A 19576-nucleotide genomic window follows, 5' to 3' on the forward strand; every position below is an offset into this window, starting at 1 on the left:
CTGCCGGATCCACCTGCCGCACCCGAGGGAGAGCACGTCGCATGCCCCTGTCCACGGACCTGATCGACCGCCTGGGCGCGATCGTCGGCGCCGAACACGTCCGGCACGCCGTTGGTGATCTCGTGCCCTACGCGCGCGACGCCACGCCGCTGTTCGACCGGCTCCCGGACGCCGTGGTCTTTCCCGCCGACACCGCCGAGGTGGCCGCCGTACTGCGCCTGGCGAGCGGCCACCGCATCCCGGTCGTCCCCCGGGGCGCGGGCTCCAACCTGTGCGCGGCCACCGTCGCCCTGGACGGCGGCATCGTCCTGGTCACCACCCGGATGAACCGGATCCGCGAGATCAGCCCCGCCGAACTGCTCGCCGTGGTCGAACCCGGCGTCACCACGGCCGCACTGGCGAGCGCGGTCGCCGAGCACGCCCTGCTGTTCCCACCCGACCCGGGCAGCCGCACGGTCTCCACCGTCGGCGGCAACGTGGCCACCTGCGCGGGCGGGCTGCGCGGGCTCAAGTACGGGGTGACTCGCAACTACGTACTGGGCCTGGAGGCGGTGCTGCCCACCGGCGAGGTGATCCGCACCGGCGGCCGGCTCTGGAAGGACGTGGCCGGCTACGACCTGACCCGGCTGCTCACCGGCTCGGAGGGCACCCTCGCGGTGATCACCGAGATCACCATGGCACTGCTGCCCGCGCCCGCCGACACGGGCACCGGCATCGCCTACTTCCCCGACCTGGCGCACGCGGGCCGCGCGGTCGCCGACATCCTCTCCGCCGGCATCGTCCCGGCGACCCTGGAATTCCTGGACCGGCGCTGCATCGGCGCGGTCGAGGACTTCGCCCACCTGGGGCTGCGCCGGGACGCGGGCGCGCTGTTGCTGTTCGGCGACGACGGCGCGCCGGACGCGGTACGTCACGACCTGGCCCGGATGGCCGACCTGTGCGACCGGGCCGGCGCCACCGAGTGGACCCTGGCCGAGGACGTGGCCGGCGCCGAGGCGCTGCTCACCGCGCGCCGCTGTTCACTGCCCGCGTTGTCCCGGCTCGGCTCGCTCACCATCCTGGAGGACGCCACCGTGCCCCGGCCCCGGATCGCCGAGATGGTCGACCGGATCGACGCCATCGCGGACCGGCACACGGTCACCATCGCCACCTTCGGTCACGCCGGCGACGGCAACCTGCACCCGACCTGTGTGGTGGCCGACCCGAACGACACCGAGTCGATCGAACGCGCCCACGCCGCGTTCGACGACATCTTCCGCACCGCGATCGAACTGGGTGGCACGATCACCGGTGAACACGGCGTCGGCGCGGCCAAGTTGCCCCACCTGCGGGCCCAACTGGGGGATGCCCAGACGGATCTGCTGCGCCGGATCAAGACCGCCTTCGATCCCACCCACATCCTCAATCCCGGAAAGCTCGGCTCATGACCGGTGTGTTCGATCCCGAGGAACTCTCCCGCTGCATCTCTTGCGGCTTCTGCCTGCCCGCGTGCCCGACGTACGCCGAGACCGGCGACGAGGCGTCCTCGCCGCGCGGCCGGATCAACCTGATGCGGGCACTGGAGACCGGTCGGCTGGACGGCGACGACCCGACCCTGCTCGAACAGTCCTCGGCCTGTCTGGGCTGCCGGGCCTGCGAACCGGTCTGCCCGGCGGGCGTGCCGTACGGCTCGCTGCTCGAACAGTGGCGCGAACACCAGTGGCGCGGCCGGCGTCGACCGCCGTTGGCCCGGCTGCTGACGGTCGTGGTGAGCATGCCGGCGGTGGTGAGGGCGATGGGATGGGGGCGGTTCGTATTGCCGTCGGGCCGAGGACCCGGGCGATCGAAGCCGACGACGCCGGCCCCCACCGTGACGACCGACGCGCCGGCTCCCGGTCTCGATGGCGGCACGACCACGAGTACCGCCACGAGTACCGGCGCCGGTGCCTCGCTCATGCTGGGCTGTTTCGAGCGGGCCCTGTTCCCGAAGGTGGCCCGCGCCGCGCGCACCCTGCTGCCCGGTCTGGCGGTACCCGACGGCCAGGGCTGCTGTGGTGCTCTGCACGCGCACAACGGCGAGCTGCACAAGGGCCGCGCACTCGCCCGCCGGCTGGGCGAACGGCTGCCCGGCCGGATCGTCACCACCTCCGGTGGTTGCGCCGCGCACCTGGCCGACGTACTCGGCCGGGACCGGGTCACCGAACTCTCCGAGGCGATCGACCCGGCCACGCTCACCGAGGGCGGGCCGTCCGGGCGTCGGATCAAGGTCACCCTCCAGGACTCGTGCCACCTGCGCAACGGTCTGGGCGTGTGGCGGGGGCCGCGCGAACTCCTCTCCCGGGTAGCCGACTTCGTGGAAACCCCGGGCGCCGCCGAATGTTGCGGCGCGGCCGGCACATACGCGCTGCTGCGGCCGGCCGAGTCCCGCCGGATCCTGGACCGCAAGCTGACCGCGATCGAGGCGACCGGCGCCGACGTCGTGGTCGCGGTCAATCCCGGCTGCCTGCGCCAACTCCGCACCGGCCTGCGCCGCCGCAAGTCGCGGGTGCGCGCGGTCCATCTCGCCGAGTTCCTCACCGAGTTCCGCGTGGACGACGGGAGTGCGGGACCGGGCTGAGCCCGAAAGCCGCAGGGCCCGGGACGAGTTCGGCGCATGCGACTCCACACGGGGGGAGCCGCGTGCGCCGTGCCCGGCCCGGGCCCCGTCCCACTCGGCAGGCGCGGGCGACACCCGAGCGCGGCGCGGCCGGACGTGCCCGGCGGCGGGCACGCGTCCCCGGGGCCGGGCCGCGTCGTTGCGCGAGTCGACCACGACCACGGCCACGCCGGGACCGCCGGCCGGGTGTCCCGGCCCTCGCCGCCGGGACACGGGCCACACCTCAGGTCGCGGAGGGCGCGTCCGACGCGGCGTCGGAAGATGTCGTGATGCCGTCGAGGACGTAGGCCAGGCCGCTGGTGAAGGTGGCGTCCCAGTCGTCCTGGAGCATGTAGTCGTTTGCGCTGAGCGTCGGGTATCGGTCGCTCAGGTCGTGCAGTTGCCGCTGGGCAGCCTCGCGGTCCTCGACGGACAACGCGAAGCCGGCCCGGGCCACCGTCGCGCCCATGAGGTGGTTGTACAGCGCCCAGGTCGCCGAGTTCAGCCGGCGGCCGGTGAAGCCGGCTCGGACCAGGGCCGCCTGGAGGAACTCCATGCGGGCGAGCACGTTCGGGCCCAGGGTGGGTCGCTGCAGGAGCGCGGCCGACCACGGATGCCGCAACATGGTCGCCCGCCAGTCCAGGACCGCCGCGGCGACCTTCAACGCCGGTCAACAGGTGGGCGGAGCGCTCGGCACGGCGTTGTTCAACACCGTCGCCACCAGCGTCACCGCGAGCTATCTGCGCACCCACGAAGGCGGGCCGGACACGATCACGGCGGGCACCGTGCACGGATTCGGCGTGGCCCTGCTCGTGGCCACGGGCATCATGCTGGGCGCCGCCGCGGTGGCGGCCGTACTGATCGACACGCGCTCGACCCGGGACGTCCGTTCGTCCTGAACGGCCTCGGACCGGGCGACCCGGATCTCGCCGAGCGCGGGTCGGGCCGCCCGGCCCGCCCGAGTCGGCGATGAGCGGGCGGCGGGGAGTCGCACCCCGCCGCCCGTCTCGGCACGGCACCGCGTCCTCGGTCAGCGGAAGACGCCGGTGTGGCCGAGCGAGTAGCGGCCGGGTTGCGGGTAGACACACAGCCCGTGCGGGCCGGCGCCGACGGGCACACGGGCGAGCAGATGGCCGTCGGTGGTGTCGATCGCGTACACCTCGGAGTCGTAGCGCCCGCTGAGCCACAACACCTTGCCGTCCGCGGAGACGCCGCCCATGTCCGGGCTGCCGCCGCCGGGCAGGTGCCACTTGGCGGTCAACGCGCCGGTGGCGAAGTCGAGCACCGAGATCGAGCCCTCACCTCGGTTGGAGATGTACAGGCTCTTGGAATCGCGGCTCGGGTACAGCCCGTGCGCGCCCTTGCCGGTGCGCAGCCTGGTCGGCTTGCCGAAGGTGTCGCCGTCGAGCACCCACAGGCCGTCGGCCATCATGTCGGCGATGTACCAGGTGCGGCCGTCCGGGGAGATCTTGACGTCCTGGGGCATCGCACCGGACATCGGGATCTTCTGTTTGGCCAGCAGCTTCATCTCGGCGGTGTCGATCTTGAGCAGCTCGCCGGAGAACTCGCAGGAGACGATGAAGTACTTGCCGTCGGGCGAGAAGTCCGCGTGGTTGACCCCCGCGCACTCGCTGGGAATGGCCTTGACCACGGCCATCGTGTGCGCGTCGCGGAAGACCACCTGGCGGTCCATCGAGGCCATCACGACCGCGTACTTGCCGTCCGGCGTGAAGTAGAGGTTGTACGGGTCCTCCACCGGAACCGGCGTGCCGACCTTGCCGGTGGCCGGGTCCAGCGGAGTCAGTGTGTCGCCCAGGTCGTTGTTCACCCACAGGGTCTTCAGGTCCCAGGAGGGCACCACGTGTTGCGGCTGGTGGCCGACCTTGATCGTCTCGATCACCTTGTAGGTGGTCGGGTCGATCACGCTGACCGTGTTCGACTCGGTGTTGGGTACGTACACCCGGGACGGGAAGTCCTTGACCACGTCCGCGAGCATGCCGGGGCGGTCGGCCGCGTACAGGTCGTTCGGGTCCAGCGGCGGCGGCATGCCGGGCAGCAGATTCGCGCTCTCCGCCACCGGTACGGCGGGAGCGGGTGCGGGGTCGACGGGGGCGATCGAGGACTTGACCGGTTCGGGTTTCGCCGCGTCGTTCGTGGCGGACCCGCACGCGGCGGACGCCACCAGGCAACAGCCCGCCAGGAACAGCGAGGTCCGGCCGGGGCGGCGGCGGGAGGGGAAGGGATGAGTGGTCATCAGGTGACGAGCTCCGACATCGTGACCGCCCGCAGTCCGCGGGTCCGTAGGCCGTCGAGGATTGCGGGCATCGCGGCTACGGTGCCCGGGTGTCCGAAGTGCAGGCTGACCACCGAGCCCGGCCGAACCTCGTTCAGCACGGTGCGGGTGACGGTGGCGGCGCCGGGATCGGTGAAGTCGAGTGAGTCCAGGTCGTAGCCCAGGCAGTGCGCGTATCCCACGCGGCGGGCTTGGGCGACGACGGTGGGGGTGCAGTCCTTGGCCTGGGAGGGCCGGAACCAGCGCCCGATCGAGCCGGTGAGCCGGTTGAGCCGGTCGGCGCAGTCGGCGATCTCGGCGTAGGTGCGATCGGCGGACATCGACGAGATGTCGCCGTGGTGCATGGTGTGGTTGCCCAGTTCGTGGCCGCCGGTCAGCACGCGCTGGGCCATCCGCGGCTGTTCGTCGAGCCAGGAGCCCACCGCGAGCACGGTGCCGCGTGCCCCGGCCGCCTCCATCAGGCCGAGCAGCGAGTCGGCGGTCTCCGCACTGCCCTGCCCGTGGAAGGTCAGCGCCACCTGGGGCCGATCCGGTGGACCCGAGCCGATCTCGAACGGCAGACCGGCAGGCAGCGGCGGCTGCTCCCGGCCCGCTCCGACGCCGGCGGCGGCACTCGGGGCACCGGAAACGGCGGCGGACGTCGGGTTGTTGCCGCCGCCGGCCGACGTGGACGCCGGAGCGGACGCGGGTGTCGACGCGCGGGGGGACCCGTCGCCGCACCCGCTCGCCGCCGCGCCGGCGGCAGCGCCCAGCGCGGCGGCCCGGGCGAGCCGGCGAAGCATGCTTCGGCGATCCAGAGGCGTCACGCCGGCGACCTTACGGGCTGCGACCGCAAGAGAGCGGTATGCGTACGCTCGGCCACGCTGCGTGTCGTGTCACGTTCGCTGTGTGATTCCCGGCGATTGCCGAGGACGGGGTCGCATGCCGATCGACCCGCGCGGGTGAACCCCGAACCGCGTGCGCCACCCCGATGGAGCAGTGTCGCGACCGCCGGAGTGCTCCGGTGTCGACCGGCGCACCGTCTCGAGGTACCGCCCGGCGGACCCGGTCTCCGGTCGCGGTATTAGGGTCCGATGATGCGGATGTATCTCTCCTCGTTCCGATTCGGCGAACACCCCGACCGTCTGCTCGCGTTGCTCGACCCGCCGGCGGGCGCTCGGATCGCGGTGATCGCCAACGCGACCGACGATCGGCCGGCCGGCGTCCGCGCGGCCGGCGTCGACCAGGAAGTCGCCGGCCTCCGCGCCCTGGGACTGCGGCCGAGCGAACTCGACCTGCGCACGTTCTTCGACCGCCCGTTCGCCGAAGTCGGCGCCGTGCTCGCCGACTTCGCGGCGGTCTGGGTACGCGGCGGCAACGTGTTCGTGCTGCGCCACGCGCTTGCCCGCAGCGGCGCGGACCGCGTCCTCCTCGACCTGCTGCGCCGCGACGCGCTGGTGTACGCCGGGTACAGCGCCGGCGCGTGCGTGCTCGCACCGAGCCTGCGCGGCCTCGAACGGTGCGACGACGCGGACGCGGTCACCGCGCTGCACGGGGAACCCGCCCCCTGGGACGGGTTGGCCGTCCTCGACCACGCCGTCGTGCCGCACATCGACTCGCCCGGCCACCCGGAGGCGGAGCTGCTCGCGGCCGTCGTGGCCGACTATCGTGCCCACGGCGTGCCGCACCGCACGCTGCGCGACGGACAGGCCCTGCTGATCGACGGGGCGCGGGCCACCGTCTGCTGAGCCGGGACTCGAGGCCGGCGCCGGGCCGGACGTACGCGCGGTGTACGTGTGCTCGGCCGCACGTGCGGTCCCCCGGCCCGCGCCCGGTCGGACCTGCGCCGACCCGACATGCGTTCAGTCCGCCCTGGGCGGCACCGCCTCCCCGTAGGCCCGCAGGATGGTCAGGGCCGCGATGGTCAGGCCCGGCCGGGCCTCCGCCCGAACGGTGGGCGACCACTCGGCCCAGCGCAACGGCCAACCGCCGTCTTCCTCCTGGGCTTGGACCAGCGCCCGTAGGCCGACCCGCAGTTCGGCATCGGTGAACCAGTCCCGGGCCAGGCTGTCCGGGTACGGCGCGAAGTCGTGTGGCAGGTGATACTCGCCGACCGCGTAGCCCGGCGCGAGCCGGACCTGTTCCGGATGGGCCGGGTCGAGCAGCACGAGCCGCTGCTCCCGCACCAGTTCGCCCAGCCGCGCGGCCTGGTGCCGGGCCCACGCTCGATCCGGTGTGCCGTCGAGGAAGGTGACGGCCGCCTCCACCTCGTAGGGATGGGTGGTGGCCAGAGTCTCGACGGCGGTCCGGCAGAACTGTGTCGCGCTCGGGAGCCACGGGTGCTCGACGCCGGCGCGAAGCAGCGCCCCGACGATCCAGCCGGTCGGGATCAGGCCCGCGGTCGGCGGGTCCGGCACCACCAGCCACGGCGGGTGCGGATAGTCGCGCAGGCCGGCGAACGCCGGCGCCACCCCGCCCGCCGCGGTCGCCACGCTCGCCAGCCAGTCGCAGAGTCGGGCCGTCTCCGCACTGCGCAGCGCGCCGGTCTCGGCCAGGATCGGCATCGCGGTGCGCAGCGTGGCCGGTTGCGGAAGGGGACCGCGCACGTCCGGTTCCAAGCCGTACGCGAAGCCGCCGTCGGGGCTCCGGTAGGCGTACAACGCGGCCAGCACTCCGGCCCGTTCGTCGTCCACCTTGCCGCTCCCGCGCCCGGCGCCCGTGCGGTCCCTCGCTCTGTCGTGCTCGGCCCCGTCGTGCTCGGCCTTGCCGTCCTTTGTGCCGAACAGGTATGCGAAACGGCGTTGTTCCAGCACCCGTCCCGACGTCCACAGGAAACGTTCGGCCCGCTCGAGCATGTCTCGGGTGATCCAGTCCATGACTCGACGCTAGGCCGCCGAGCGCGCTCGGTCTTGAACGAATCGGACACCGGGCGTGCCGCGGCCGGGGGCGTGCCGTGGCACCGATTGCGTGGCCGGGGCGTGTCGGGGCGTCGGACCGACGGTGACGGTTGGAGGAATTTGCCCGCCCGGGGGTTGGCCCGCGCACCGCCGGCCGACCACGGTGGACGGGTCAGCCTCACCGATGTGCTTCGGGGGATGCTCGTGTTCGCTGGTTCTCGTACCCATGGCCTGCGCCGATCCGTGATCGGTGCCGCCGTACTCGCCGCCTCGGCCGCACTGGTCGGCCCGGTCCGTCCGCGCAGGCCGCCGAGGCGGACCGATCGGCGGGCGCGCACGGCACCTTCGGGGTGCACCGCGACGGCCGCCCGGTGGTGGTGCCGTTCCGCACCGGACGCGACGGCGAGGCCCTGGTGACGCTCACCGTCGCGGCACCGGGCCTCGACTGGGGTACGCCGGGCAAGGAGTCGGCGGTGCTGCAACTGCTCGTCGACGGGCGGCCCGCCGGTGACGTGGTGGTCTTCGGCGCCACGCCCACCGAGCGTAGCTTCGCCCTCGGCGCGCTGCGCAGGGGCCGGCACAAACTGACGCTGAGCTATGCGGCCGATCGCTCGTCGCCGGCCGGATCGGTGGTCCGGGTCTCCCGGCTGCGCACCGAGACCATCGCCACGACGGACCGCGAGCACGCCGTGGCCGCGAACGCGCCCGTGTTGTACGGCCGCGGCATCCCGGGTGTGCCCGGCGGGGCGACCGGCCCGTTCCAGAACGCGGTCTCCGACACGCCGGTGTCGGCCTGGTACCAGGAGACCCCGGCGGCGACCGCCGGGAACCGGGTGCTGACCTACACGATCGTGTGGAGCAACGAGGACGGCGGCACCTCGACACCGGCGCTGATGGCCCGCTGGGGCCGCACCACCGACATCGAGTGGGCCTACCGCGTCGAGGTGGACGGCCGAGGCAAGGCGGTGCCGGGCACCGCGTACTTCCAGTCGCCCGACCACGGCACGAAGTTGTTCGCCGGCCGCTACGAGGACGGCCACCCGCTGCTGCAGACGTGCACGCTGAACAACAACCTGTGCGACGTCGTGGACAACCCGATGCGGTTCGCGCCGGCGGCGGTCGAGCGGCTGGTCGATCCGAAGAAGACCGCGCGCGAGGAGATGGTGGACCGGCACCCGTGGGTGTATCAGGTGATGACCGACGAGGTGCGCCGCGAGGGCCGGGTCGTCGCCGACCCGCCGGCGGACACCACGACGCTGATCGCCGACCCCCGGGACTACCTGTACGCGGTGGTCCGCAAGACCACCTCGGCACCGCCGCCCGGCGCGGCCGGCTGGGCCGGTGTCGCGCTCGGTGTGCGGATCAAGGGCGACCCGACCCTGTACCGCTCGGACCGCGGGCGGGTGGACTGGTCGCTGCAGCGCGACGATCCGGCGGCGACCACGGTACGACTCCCGCACGGGACGCGGGCGTCGGACATCGTCGAGGTGGTGGCGATCCGAACGGTGGCGGGTGTCGACCCGGGCACCACGGTCACGGTGAACGGGGTCAATCGGGCGTTCCTGCTGGGCGAGGACGACCGACCCGGGCGGGCAGTGCCGGTCCGTCCCGAGAAGCCGGTCACGTTGACCGCGGCGGCGCCGGAGGCGGTGCTGTACCGCCGATGAGCCGGTCGGCATCGGGCACCGGCCGGGCTTGATGGGGTGTTCTCAAGCCGCGGTCGGAAATCGGGCGCCGGGAGGGCCGGAATCGGCCCCGCCCGGCGCCCGGTCCGTTCAGGGTGTGGGCACCGGCACGCGCGGCTCCGGCACGGTCGGCGGCTCGACCGGACCGCCCTCGGAGAGTCCGAAGCGATCGTGCAGCCGGCGCAGCGGCCCGGGCGCCCACCAGGTGGCCCGGCCGGTGAGGGCCAACACCGCCGGCGCGAGCAGGCTGCGCACCACGAACGCGTCGACCAGGACGGCCAGCGCGAGTCCGCCGCCGAGCATCATCGTGTTGGTCACCCGCGAGGTGCCGATCGCGAACATCACCACCGCCAGGACACACGCCGCGGCGGTGATGATGCCGCCGGTGCGCGCCAGTCCGGTGGCGACCGCGCCCCGGTGGTCGCCGGTGCGGTCGTGCTCCTCCTTGATCCGGGAGATCAGGAACACGCCGTAGTCCATGGACAGTCCGAACGCGATGCAGAACATCAGCACCGGCAGCGCGGTCTCGATCGACCCGGTCGGGGTGAAGTCGAGCAGGCCGGACAGGTGGCCGTCCTGGATCACCCACACCACCGCGCCGAACATCGCGGTCAGGCTCAGCGCGGCGAACACGATCGCCAGGATCGGCAGGACCACGCTGCCGGTGAGCAGGAAGACCAGGACGAACGTGGTGAGCAGGATCAGGCCGCCGGCGAGCCACAGTCGGCTGCCGATCGCGTGCTTGGCGTCGACCAACTCGGCGCTCTGTCCGCCGACCAGGGCCGGGCCGGGCGCGGGCACGGCCCGCACCTCGCGCACCAGATCCTGACCGGCGGCGGAGAGGTCCTCGACGGCGGGCACCACCGAGATGTACGCGCTGCCGGCGGCTCGCCGACCGGCCTCGGCCGGACCCGGGGCCGCGCTGCGGGCACCGTGCTCGAAGGTGCCTGCGGGCCCGACCACGCGGGCCACACCGTCGATCGCGGACAGTCGGGCACTGTAGTCGGCGGTGCCGTCGGGTTGCCGCGCCGCGCCCACCACGATCTCGATCGCGCCGGTGGGGCGTCCGTCCACCTGGTCCCGGATCACCTGTTGGACCTGCCGGGATTCGGCCGACTTCGGCAGTTGGCGATCGTCGCCGGTGCCGAACTGCACGCCCAGGAAAGGCAGTCCGAGCGCGACCAGAACGCCGGTGGTGAGGACGGCGACGATCGGCGCCCGGCGCATGATCGCCTGGGAGATCCGATACCAGCGGCTCTCCGGCTGCGCGTGCGGCGCGGCCGGGCGCACGGGCCGCGCCCGGCCGACGAGTCGGCGCAGCGGCACGCGCAGGTCGCCCCTGTCCACCCGGTCGCCGAGCAGGACCAGCGCGGCGGGCAGGATCACCAGCGCGCCGAACGCGGCGAGCAGTACGACCGGGATTCCGGCGTACGCGAACGAGCGCAGGAAGTACTGCGGGAAGACGAGCATCGCGGCCAGGGAGACGGCGAGGGTGAGTGCGGAGAAGACCACGGTGCGCCCGGCGGTGTTCAGCATCACCGTCACGGCGCGGATCGGCGGGGCGCCGGCGGCGAGTTCCTCGCGGTAGCGGCGGACCACGAACAGGCCGTAGTCGACGGCCAGGCCCAGGCCCAGCACGGTGGTCAGGTTCTGCGCGAACACCGAGACGTCGGTGACCGAGGAGACCATGCGCAGCACCGCGTTGGTGCCGACCATGGCCAGGATGCCGACGCCCAGTGGCAGCAGCGCGGCGACCAGGCTGCCGAAGACCAGGATCAGGATCAGCAGGGTGATCGGCAGCGCGATCAGTTCGGCGCGGACCAGGTCCTCGGAGATGGTCTTCTGCATGTCGTGGCGCACCGCGACGCTGCCGCCGAGTTCGACCTTCAGCGCGCCTCGGGTGCCTCGGTAGTCGGCGGCCAGGCGTTCGAACGTGTCGGAGGCGGCGGTCTCCTCACCCCGGACGTGGGCCAGGACGAGTCCGTGTCGGCCGTCGGCGGTGCGCAGGGTCGGTGCGCCGCCGTTCCAATAGGAGACCACCCCGGCGACATCGGGTTCGGCGCCGAGTCGGTCGGTCAACTCCTTTGCCTGGAGCGCGACTTCAGGTGCGTCAAGGGGGCGGTCGGCGCCGACCAGGAGGACCAGGTTGGGGCGGCTGCCGGGGAAGTCGCGGTCGAGGGCGGTCGCGGCACGGGCCGAGGCCGAGTTCGGGTCGACGGCGCCGCCGCCGAGCAGGTGGTCGCCGACGCCGCGGCCGAGCAGTCCGGCGCCGATCAGCAGGAACAGGGCCGTGATCAACAAGAGCCGGGGCCGGGCGGTGGTCAGGCGGGCCAGGGCAGCGAACATCGCCGAACCCTTCCGTAGAGTCGATGGATCGTATGTGGAACATACGATATGCAAAGCCTTTCGTCTAGATGACATATGTTCGCGGACCGCTAACATGTGGACATGACGGACCGACCCAACACCGGGCGGCCGCCGATGGGAGCACGGACCGGGTACCGGCTGGTCAAGCTGGCCGATCTCCTGTTGGCGCTCGCCGATCAGACGCTTTCCTCGCTGGGCGTCAAGACCAAGCACGTGCATGTGCTGGAGACCCTGCTGACCTACGAGTCGTTGTCCCAGCAGGACGTCAGCCGACTGCTCGGGATCGACCCCAACGTCCTGGTCGGCGTGCTCGACGACCTGGAGGAGCGCGGCTTCGCCGAGCGTCGGCGCAACCCGCACGACCGACGGCGGCACGTCATCCAGGTCACCGCCTCCGGACGCGAACTGGTCGCGGAGAGCACCCGGTTGCTGAGCGCGGCCGAGGACGCGTTCTTCGCCGCCGTCTCGGCCGAGGACCGGCGGATCGTGCACGACGCGTCCGGCCGGCTGCTGGCCGCGCATCGTCCCGGGTGGTCCGACGACGGATCCGACGCGAGCTGCTGAGCGGCCGCTTCGGTGCGGCGCCTGGATCGAGGCGCCCGCCGGGCGACTGCGGTTCCACTCGGGCCCGGGTTCGGATGCGAGCCCGGGCCCGGTCCGGATGCGAGCCCGGGCCGGTCCGAGTTCCGGCTCGGGCCCGGATTCGCGCTCGCGTCGGGGTACTTCGCCACTTCTTCGTCTCTTCTTCGCCCGACCGCCATGATCCGACTCCCCGCGCATCACTTCGCGCGGGCCAGGGTGTGGGCGTCGACGGTCGATCGTCGTCGACCGGAGCGAGAAGGAGACGTCCATGTCCGGATGGAAGACCGTCACGGCCGCGATCCTGGCCGGGGCCGCCGTTGTCGCCGCCCCGGGAATGGCCGCCGCCGCGGATCGTCACGGTGGCCACCACCGCAAGTCCTTCGACCTCCAAGCGCACCGAGGCGGTCTCGGGCTGACCGTGGAGAGCACGCTCGCGTCCTTCGCCAAGGGTCTGGACCTGGGGGTGTCCACGCTCGAACTGGACGTCCAGATCACCGAGGACGGCCGGGCCGTGGTCACCCACGACCGCAAGGTCGACGGACGCAAGTGCGCGGACACCAAGCCGGTACGCGCCGGCGACCCGGAGTTCCCCTACGTCGGCAAGTACGTCAACACGCTCAGCCTGGCGCAGGTCCGCACGCTGGACTGCGGATCGCGGCAGTTCCCCGGCTTCCCCGCGCAGACCACCTCGCCCGGAGCCCGAATGCCGCTGCTCACCGAGGTGTTCGACCTGGTCAACCACCGGCACGCGCGCGGCGTGAAGCTCAACGTGGAGACCAAGGTCGAGGCCGGCGCGCCGCAGGAGACCGCGCCGCGCGAGCAGTTCGTACAGGTCGTGGCGCGCGAGGTGCGCCGGGCCGGGCTGTTGCGCCAGGTCACCGTGCAGAGCTTCGACTGGGGCGCGCTCAAGCGCATGCGGCAGGTCGAACCGCGCCTGCCGCTGGTCGCGTTGACCAACTACGACTTCCTCCAGGTCGGCAAGCCCGGCGCCTCGCCCTGGCTGGGCGGCCTGGACATCGACGACTTCGACGGCGATCCGCTGCGCGCGATCTCCTCGTTCGGCGCCGGCACGTTCTCGCCCGTGCACGGCTTCCCGCAGGACGGCAAGGTCACCGACCCGAACTACCGTCCCTACGTGACCCGCGACATGGTCGCCCGGGCACACGCGTCGGGCATCAAGGTCGTGCCGTGGACCGTCGACGACCCGGCGACCATGGCCAAGCTGATGGACGACGGCGTGGACGGTCTGATCACCGACTACCCTGACCGGCTGCGGGAGTTGATGGCCGCACGTGGGCTGTCGCTGCCCAAGCGCTACCCGGCGCGCGGCTGATCGGCGCGATCCGCCGGAGACTTCGGCGTCCGCAGGGGTGGGGACGCCGAAAAGGGCCGGGCCCGTCGACACTCGGTCGACGGGCCCGGCCCTGGTACGGCTACCGCGTTGGTGTGGCTATCGCGGTGTGGTTACCGCCTGATGACGCTCGGCTCAGAGGTTGACGCCGTGCGCGCGCAGGTAGGTGACCGGGTTGATGCCGCTGCCGTAGTTCGGCGTGGTGCGGATCTCGAAGTGCAGGTGCGGGCCGGTCACGTTGCCGGTCGCGCCGGAGAGGCCGATCTGCTGACCGGTGCTCACCGTGGCGCCGACACGCACGCCGATGCTGGACAGGTGGGCGTACTGCGAGTACTTGCCGTCCGCGTGCTTGATCACGATCTCGTTGCCGTAGGCGCCGCCGTTGCCGGCCTTGACCACGGTGCCCGAGGTGATCGCCTTCACCGAGGTGCCGGTGGCGGCCACGAAGTCCTGGCCGGTGTGGCTGCCGCTGGACCACAGCTTGCCGCCGGTGCCGAACGCGGTGCCCAGGCCGCCCTTCACGGGAGCGACGTAACCGGACGCGTTGGCCGTGGTGGACTCGGCCTTGGCCGAGGACTCCTTGGCCGCGACCGGGGCCTTCTCCTTGACCTCGACCTTCGGCGCGACCTTCACGGACGCCGTGGTCTTGGTCTCGGTCTTCGGCGCGGCCGGAGCGGTCTCGGTCTTGGTGCTGCCGGACTCGGTCGAGGCCGAGGCCTTACCGGAGAGCGAGAGCTTCTGACCGATCTGGATGACGTTCGGGTTGCCACCGATCACCGAGCGGTTGTCGGCGTACAGCTTGTGCCAGCCGCCCTCGACATCCTTGGCGGCGGCGATCTTGGAGAGCGTGTCGCCCTTGACCACGGAGTACGAGGTGCTGGTCGACGCGGACTTCGCGGCGGCCGCCGGGACGACCTCGATCTTCGGGGCCGGAGCGGACTCGGCCGGCTTCTCGGCGGCCTTCGGGGTGACCTTGACCGTGGACTTGGTGCCGGGCGAGACGGCCGGCGCGGCGCTGCCCTTGGTCAGGCCCGCCGGGCCGGAGGTGTTCGGCCAGGCGCCGGGACCCTGTACGGCGAGAACCTTCTCGGCGATGGCGATCTGCTGGTCCTTGGTGGCCAGGTCGGCACGCGGGGCGTACTGCTGACCGCCGAACTCGTTCCAGGTGCTGATGGTGAACTGCAGACCACCGTAGAAACCGTTGCCGGTGTTGATGTGCCAGTTGCCCGAGCTCTCGAGCATGGCGACCTTGTCCCAGGTGGAGACGGAGGCGGCGTTGGCGGTGGCGAGACCGGTGACCAGCGGGGCGGCGACGATCGCGCCGGCCATGCCGAGGGTCAGCGCGAGACGCGTCTTCTTGGGCATGCGGGCAGGGGTGATGAACGACTGCACGAAGATTTTTCCTTCTCCCACGCCTACGAAGTGAGCTGTCGGATTCGGGCTGGAGAGTCTCGCCCGGCCGTGTTCGGCCCTCCTGAGGAAGGGACGGGCACGGCTTCACCCCAAGCCGTCGTCATGGGCGTCCGTGTCACGGACGCCCGGGACGGCATTCCACTTGGTTCCCCCGCTCCTGCCTTTCGGGTTTCGTACCGTGGCCTCGCTCCGGCGGCAGGATTCGGCGAACCGGGAGACCATTTCGCCGAGCACCGGACCGGTGTGGCGAAGCACCAAACTACGCACACCCTCGACTCGGATCCAAACATCACGTTTCGCCGAAACAGAAGAATCAGGGCGGAAGGGTGGAATATCGGGACCTAAAGTCCCGAGAAGCGTACGCATTGTGCCCGAATCGATGACATATAGTGGGTATTCGATTACTCAGGGCAGGAATCGTGAAAAGACGGTTTACGGTGCGTACGACCTCCTGACCATCGGTACCCGGCATGTGACGTGCACCATAGAGAGGGTCGATGGCCGCCCGATATGTACCGCTATCGGTCATCCGAAAACCAGAGATGCCCCGGTGGCGGCGCCCAAGAGCGCACCAGCCACGGCTTGCGCGACGGTGTGGTGACGCAGTGCGACACGCGACCAGCACACGACGCCGACCGCGAGATAACCGGTCGACCACCACGGTCCGCCCGCGACGGCGAGCAACGCGACGATGCCGGACGCGACCGCGCAGTCGACGCTGATCTTCCACGCCGCGTTCACCACCAGCAGCACCACCGTCATGCCCCACAGCGCGAACATCGCGAACACCAGCCGGGACGGCGCGCCGGCGCCGAGCATGACCGCCGCGCCGATGCCGATCGAGGCCAGGATCACCGCGAAGATGCGCGGACGCTGCCGGCGGTCCACCACGTGCCGGTCGCCCCAGGTACCGCGGCGACGCTCCCACTCGATGTACCCGGCCGGAACGATGCCCGCGCACAGTGCCGCGAACAGACCCCATCCGGCGCCGGTCCACGAGTGGGCGACGAGCGCACCGAAACCGGACAGTCCGGCAAGGATGGTGTTGCGCGGCTGGAGGATGTCGGTGACCACCTGGGCGGCGCCCCGGACACGGCCCGGACCGGGAGCGGCGGTGTGCGCCGCGACCTGGGCCGACGGGCTCCGCACGACTGCGTTGTCCATCCGCGTACGGTAGCGATCGGCTCGGAGCCGCCCGCGCGCGGGCCGGTACGGAATCCGGCCCGACACGGTGATCGTCCCGGGCGTGGCCGAGACCGGCGCGACGGTGTCGCCGCCCCGGTGGACGCGCCGGCGCCGGGCGCTCGCCCCCGGCGCCGGGGGCGAGCGCCACCGGGGATCCGGTCGTGGGATCAGCGGTCGGGGGTGGACGGGCGGACGATGGTGGACATGTAGCAGCCGTAGGTGATGTTGCGGCAGTGGATCTCGGTCACCTCGGGGTCGGCGAGGATCTCGGCGAGGGCGGGCTCGGGGTTGTCGGTGTCGTGGAGGCGTGAGGTGGGGTGGATCCGTCCCCGGGCGTCGTAGGCGCGAAAGACCTGGGGCCGGGCCCGCCACTGGGGCGGGTAGGCGTCGGTGCTCGGGCCGGGGCAGGCGTCGGCGTGCGCGAAGACCGGGCCGATCTCGCGGTACGGGCTCGCCGGGAGCGGCGGTTCGTAGCCGAACAACATGAGCCGCTCGCCCGGCTCGGCGTCGCGCAGGCAGCAGCGCAACGGTTCGCCGCCGCCGGCCGTGTGCGCTTCGACCGGGTGGCCGGAGACGTCCAGGCCGGTGGCCCGGACCGAGGCGAGGAGCTCGGCGGGGATCGCTCGGACGACGAAGGTGCGGGTATCCGCGGAGGTGGTCATGCCTCCAGCGTGGACGCGGCCGGGACACGGTGCCGGCGGCAATCGGACACCTCGTTCGGCACCCGGCCTCACCCGGCTCGACCGTCGAGACGACACCAATCCCGGCGGTAGGACGCCCAGTCCGTGTCGGTCGCGGCGAAGTCGACGTACAGTGCGACGCCGAAGTTCGGTCGGCGCGGGTCGTGTCTGGTCAGGCCCAGGCGGACACCGCGCACCGCCGCCGCGACCGTCTCGGCCGAGCCGTGATGACCCCAACTGTTCGCGTAGTAGGCGGGCAGGCCCATCAGCAGGTCGACCCCGGCCGGCGTCGCCTCCAGGGCGAGCTCGGTCTGCTGCGCGACGTAGCCGCCGTACAGCGACTCCAGCGGCATCGCGGTGTCATAGGACATCAGCGCGATCTGGTCGACCCGCCGCGCGACCTGGCCGAAGTATCGCTGCGACCACCACTTGGGGTGATCGCGCAGCGCTTGGAAGACGCTGTGCAGGGACGGCAGCGGATCGATCTGCGCGGCGGCGACCGACAGCGGGACGCCGCGCGCACGGGTCAGCGCGTGGGTGGCGGTGAGCACGGTCAGGAAGTCCTCGTTCCCGGACCACACCGGTTCCAGATCGAGGTGCACGCCCTCGAAGCCGGCGTCCAGGATCTGCGCGGCCGACGCGGTGATCGCCGCGCGCACCGGCGGGCGCTCCAGCCGCAGCCCGGGCCCGCCGTGCGAGACGATGTCGCCGAGCCAGGCCTGCACCCGTACGCCGGGCAGTTCGCGGTGGACCGCGTCCACCAGTTGCCGCGCCCCGGGGTGGGCGGAGGGCGGCAGCGTGCCGTCGTGTTCCAGGGGCCCGGCGTGCACGTACAGGTCGTGGATGCCGGTGCCCCGCAACCGCTGTGCCAGTGCGGCCAGTTCGGCCGCCCCCTTGCGTCCGTCCACCCATGCGTGGCCGAGCCAGATCGCGTCCCGGCCGCGGGTGCGGGCCTGGTCCGACGGATCGCCCGCGTACTCCAGCCGCAGCGCCAGCGCGGCCGCGCCCACCGGCAGCAGCGGCAGACTCACCAGGATCAGCAGGATCACGGTGATCCGCCGCCGGCGACTCCACGACCGCCACCGTCGCCGCAGCCGGCCCCCACGCGGTGGCGGGGGGACGTCGGGCTCCGCCGCGGGAGCGTCGCGCTCGGCGGCGTCGCCGACCCCGCCCTCAGCCGCAGCGTGTGCACCGACCTCCGCGGGCTCGTCCGGGCCTGGCGCGGTGCTCTCCTCGGCAATCCGCCCCGGTTCGGCGATGGCGATACGGATCTCCCCCCTGTGTCGTGGCTCTCGGGCCCGGGTCGGGGGCCGGCGAACCGCTCGGTCGTGGCCGGCGGGCCGCACATGACCGCGGACGGGTGTCCGGGCCGGCGACCCGGGTCGCCGGCCCGGGAGATCTGCGTCGACTCCCCCTGCTACGGACGCGCTCGGGTACGGAACCGTTCCACTCGGCGGTGATGCCTCCCGGCGATCGGCCCGTCCCGTTCCATGCGCGGGTTCGACGCGGTCCGGGAATAGGGGTGCGTGGTCATGGGCGGGGTGCCCCGATCGGGTTGGGTACCGGGATCAGGCCGCTGTCCACGAGGTGTCGGCCCAGCGGCGCGGCCAGCCGGATGGCCTCCTCGACCCCGGCCTCGCCCAGTAGCGTGACGGGGTCGGCGGCGAGTCGATCGGTGGCGTGTTCCACGTCGCGGCGCAGCGCCCCGCCGCTCCTGGTCAGTCGCGAGTCGCGGTCCAGCAGGCCCTTGGCGACCAGGCGGCGGCGCGCCTGTTCCCACTGCGCGTCGCTCCAGCCCCGGGTGCTCTGCAGCAGTTCGCGCGGGACGTTGCCGGTGGCGGCGTGGGTCGGGCCCGCCTCGATGCCGGTCAGGCCGGCGTGCGCGACCGCGATCACATGGCCGTCGCCGCGGTGTTCGCGCAGGACCGTACTCGCCAACCACAACCGGCCGGCCACCCCGTCCGGGCGCCGCACACCCGCCCACGCCGCGGCGAGCGCGCGTCCTTCGTACCCGCAGCCCTCGACCGCGCGTTCCAGCAGGTCGACCAGGGCCTCCAGGTGCCGTTCGCCCACCGCCGGCAGGCTTCGGGCCAGCGCCGTCTCGACCGCGCCGATCCGGGTGTCGAGCATCTTCTCCGGCGTCGTGTACGCCCACGCGTCGGGCAGCGCACGGGCCACCCGGCCGGGTGCGAACGCGAAGCACAGCGCGCTCGCCTCGGGGGCGCGGACCGCGCCGAGCGGGGCGAGCCGACCCGCGAAGTAGCCCATCCACCACCCGATCAGCCCGAGCGCGCGGGCCGCCTCGGCCGGTTCCGGCGCGAAGTACACGACGGCGTGGACGGGTTCGATCGCCTCCCAGAAGCGTCTGGCGAGGGTGGGGGCGGGAGCGGCCGACACGATGGGCACCTTTCACCGGGCGACGGGGAGCGGGGGCGGCGGTCGACGATCGGGCGTGGCAGGCCACGAACCACGAGCCACGAGCCGGCCCCGTCGACGAGCCTGCCCGTTGTCCCACTCCCGGAACAGTGCC

17 protein-coding genes and 1 riboswitch are annotated in these 19576 nt (G+C 72.4%); of the genes, 7 read left to right on the forward strand and 10 right to left on the reverse strand.

All coding sequences use genetic code 11. The annotated features are described in order from the left end of the window. Positions 1-41: 41 nt before the first annotated feature. Together ACIRL2_RS08265 and ACIRL2_RS08270 are read left to right on the forward strand one after the other, a co-directional pair. Positions 42-1427 (forward strand): FAD-binding oxidoreductase, encoded by a 1386-nt coding sequence (locus ACIRL2_RS08265; protein ID WP_402230971.1) that lies wholly within the window; start codon positions 42-44, stop codon positions 1425-1427. Further along, complete coding sequence (locus ACIRL2_RS08270; RefSeq protein WP_395858649.1) at positions 1424-2596, forward strand: (Fe-S)-binding protein; 1173 nt, start codon at positions 1424-1426, stop codon at positions 2594-2596. The genes ACIRL2_RS08265 and ACIRL2_RS08270 overlap by 4 nt, the downstream gene beginning before the upstream one ends. Positions 2597-2858: 262 nt before the next feature. Here ACIRL2_RS08270 and ACIRL2_RS08275 read toward each other — a convergent pair whose 3' ends face one another. After that, positions 2859-3239 (reverse strand): TetR/AcrR family transcriptional regulator C-terminal domain-containing protein, encoded by a 381-nt coding sequence (locus ACIRL2_RS08275; protein WP_395858650.1) that lies wholly within the window; start codon positions 3237-3239, stop codon positions 2859-2861. On the opposite strand from ACIRL2_RS08275, the gene ACIRL2_RS08280 reads away from it, so the two are divergent. Beyond that, complete coding sequence (locus ACIRL2_RS08280) at positions 3238-3513, forward strand: hypothetical protein (protein ID WP_402230975.1); 276 nt, start codon at positions 3238-3240, stop codon at positions 3511-3513. The two genes, ACIRL2_RS08275 and ACIRL2_RS08280, sit on opposite strands and share 2 nt — an antisense overlap. A gap of 131 nt (positions 3514-3644) precedes the next feature. On the opposite strand, the gene ACIRL2_RS08285 is transcribed toward ACIRL2_RS08280, so the two are convergent. Continuing rightward, on the reverse strand, positions 3645-4868 hold the full coding sequence (locus tag ACIRL2_RS08285; RefSeq protein ID WP_395858652.1) for a beta-propeller fold lactonase family protein: 1224 nt from the start codon (positions 4866-4868) through the stop codon (positions 3645-3647). After that, entirely contained in the window at positions 4868-5713 is an 846-nt protein-coding gene (locus tag ACIRL2_RS08290; protein ID WP_395858653.1) for a polysaccharide deacetylase family protein, read from the reverse strand. The genes ACIRL2_RS08285 and ACIRL2_RS08290 overlap by 1 nt, the downstream gene beginning before the upstream one ends. Positions 5714-5983: 270 nt before the next feature. Here ACIRL2_RS08290 and ACIRL2_RS08295 point away from each other — a divergent pair, with 270 nt between their 5' ends. Then, positions 5984-6634 carry a Type 1 glutamine amidotransferase-like domain-containing protein gene (locus ACIRL2_RS08295; protein ID WP_402230978.1) on the forward strand — a complete coding sequence of 217 codons (651 nt, stop codon included), beginning with the start codon at positions 5984-5986 and terminating at the stop codon, positions 6632-6634. Between the two features lie 114 nt (positions 6635-6748). On the opposite strand, the gene ACIRL2_RS08300 is transcribed toward ACIRL2_RS08295, so the two are convergent. Next, on the reverse strand, positions 6749-7762 hold the full coding sequence (locus ACIRL2_RS08300) for a hypothetical protein (protein ID WP_395858655.1): 1014 nt from the start codon (positions 7760-7762) through the stop codon (positions 6749-6751). A gap of 392 nt (positions 7763-8154) precedes the next feature. Between ACIRL2_RS08300 and ACIRL2_RS08305 the strand changes: the two genes are divergently transcribed. After that, positions 8155-9450 (forward strand): hypothetical protein, encoded by a 1296-nt coding sequence (locus ACIRL2_RS08305; RefSeq protein WP_402230980.1) that lies wholly within the window; start codon positions 8155-8157, stop codon positions 9448-9450. A 108-nt stretch (positions 9451-9558) separates the two neighbouring features. On the opposite strand, the gene ACIRL2_RS08310 is transcribed toward ACIRL2_RS08305, so the two are convergent. Next, positions 9559-11814: an MMPL family transporter gene (locus ACIRL2_RS08310; protein ID WP_402230983.1), complete on the reverse strand. Its 2256-nt coding sequence runs from the start codon at positions 11812-11814 to the stop codon at positions 9559-9561. A 102-nt stretch (positions 11815-11916) separates the two neighbouring features. Here ACIRL2_RS08310 and ACIRL2_RS08315 point away from each other — a divergent pair, with 102 nt between their 5' ends. Both ACIRL2_RS08315 and ACIRL2_RS08320 read left to right on the forward strand, forming a co-directional pair. Further along, positions 11917-12399, forward strand: coding sequence for a MarR family winged helix-turn-helix transcriptional regulator (locus ACIRL2_RS08315; protein WP_395858658.1), 483 nt, complete (start codon positions 11917-11919; stop codon positions 12397-12399). A 286-nt stretch (positions 12400-12685) separates the two neighbouring features. Next, positions 12686-13750: a glycerophosphodiester phosphodiesterase family protein gene (locus tag ACIRL2_RS08320; RefSeq protein WP_402230986.1), complete on the forward strand. Its 1065-nt coding sequence runs from the start codon at positions 12686-12688 to the stop codon at positions 13748-13750. Between the two features lie 153 nt (positions 13751-13903). Here the strand turns inward: ACIRL2_RS08320 and ACIRL2_RS08325 are convergent, their stop codons facing one another. The 5 genes from ACIRL2_RS08325 to ACIRL2_RS08345 form a co-directional block, all read right to left on the reverse strand. Next, the gene (locus ACIRL2_RS08325) at positions 13904-15133 is read right to left on the reverse strand and encodes a transglycosylase family protein (protein ID WP_395859303.1); all 1230 of its coding nucleotides are present in this window, start codon (positions 15131-15133) and stop codon (positions 13904-13906) included. 32 nt (positions 15134-15165) lie between these two features. Continuing rightward, positions 15166-15399: riboswitch (cyclic di-AMP (ydaO/yuaA leader) on the reverse strand. A gap of 307 nt (positions 15400-15706) precedes the next feature. Next, a complete protein-coding gene (locus ACIRL2_RS08330) occupies positions 15707-16345 on the reverse strand; it encodes a hypothetical protein (RefSeq protein WP_395858660.1) in 639 nt (212 codons plus the stop codon). Between the two features lie 188 nt (positions 16346-16533). Beyond that, the gene (locus tag ACIRL2_RS08335) at positions 16534-17028 is read right to left on the reverse strand and encodes a DUF1203 domain-containing protein (RefSeq protein ID WP_402230990.1); all 495 of its coding nucleotides are present in this window, start codon (positions 17026-17028) and stop codon (positions 16534-16536) included. Between the two features lie 68 nt (positions 17029-17096). Next, the gene (locus ACIRL2_RS08340) at positions 17097-18317 is read right to left on the reverse strand and encodes a hypothetical protein (protein ID WP_395859304.1); all 1221 of its coding nucleotides are present in this window, start codon (positions 18315-18317) and stop codon (positions 17097-17099) included. 259 nt (positions 18318-18576) lie between these two features. After that, positions 18577-19443 carry a hypothetical protein gene (locus tag ACIRL2_RS08345; protein ID WP_402230993.1) on the reverse strand — a complete coding sequence of 289 codons (867 nt, stop codon included), beginning with the start codon at positions 19441-19443 and terminating at the stop codon, positions 18577-18579. Between the last annotated feature and the right edge of the window lie 133 nt (positions 19444-19576).

The organism is Embleya sp. NPDC127516 (genome assembly GCF_044765325.1).
GTDB lineage: Bacteria > Actinomycetota > Actinomycetes > Streptomycetales > Streptomycetaceae > Embleya.

Excerpts from the sequence above, each read along its gene's own strand:
- ACIRL2_RS08265 (WP_402230971.1), top strand. The coding sequence starts at position 42 with ATGCCCCTGTCCACGGACCTGATCGACCGCCTGGGCGCGATCGTCGGC.
- ACIRL2_RS08270 (WP_395858649.1), top strand. The coding sequence starts at position 1,424 with ATGACCGGTGTGTTCGATCCCGAGGAACTCTCCCGCTGCATCTCTTGC.
- ACIRL2_RS08280 (WP_402230975.1), top strand. The coding sequence starts at position 3,238 with ATGGTCGCCCGCCAGTCCAGGACCGCCGCGGCGACCTTCAACGCCGGT.
- ACIRL2_RS08275 (WP_395858650.1), bottom strand. The coding sequence starts at position 3,239 with ATGTTGCGGCATCCGTGGTCGGCCGCGCTCCTGCAGCGACCCACCCTG.
- ACIRL2_RS08285 (WP_395858652.1), bottom strand. The coding sequence starts at position 4,868 with ATGACCACTCATCCCTTCCCCTCCCGCCGCCGCCCCGGCCGGACCTCG.
- ACIRL2_RS08295 (WP_402230978.1), top strand. The coding sequence starts at position 5,984 with ATGCGGATGTATCTCTCCTCGTTCCGATTCGGCGAACACCCCGACCGT.
- ACIRL2_RS08300 (WP_395858655.1), bottom strand. The coding sequence starts at position 7,762 with ATGGACTGGATCACCCGAGACATGCTCGAGCGGGCCGAACGTTTCCTG.
- ACIRL2_RS08310 (WP_402230983.1), bottom strand. The coding sequence starts at position 11,814 with ATGTTCGCTGCCCTGGCCCGCCTGACCACCGCCCGGCCCCGGCTCTTG.
- ACIRL2_RS08315 (WP_395858658.1), top strand. The coding sequence starts at position 11,917 with ATGACGGACCGACCCAACACCGGGCGGCCGCCGATGGGAGCACGGACC.
- ACIRL2_RS08320 (WP_402230986.1), top strand. The coding sequence starts at position 12,686 with ATGTCCGGATGGAAGACCGTCACGGCCGCGATCCTGGCCGGGGCCGCC.
- ACIRL2_RS08325 (WP_395859303.1), bottom strand. The coding sequence starts at position 15,133 with ATGCCCAAGAAGACGCGTCTCGCGCTGACCCTCGGCATGGCCGGCGCG.
- ACIRL2_RS08330 (WP_395858660.1), bottom strand. The coding sequence starts at position 16,345 with ATGGACAACGCAGTCGTGCGGAGCCCGTCGGCCCAGGTCGCGGCGCAC.
- ACIRL2_RS08335 (WP_402230990.1), bottom strand. The coding sequence starts at position 17,028 with ATGACCACCTCCGCGGATACCCGCACCTTCGTCGTCCGAGCGATCCCC.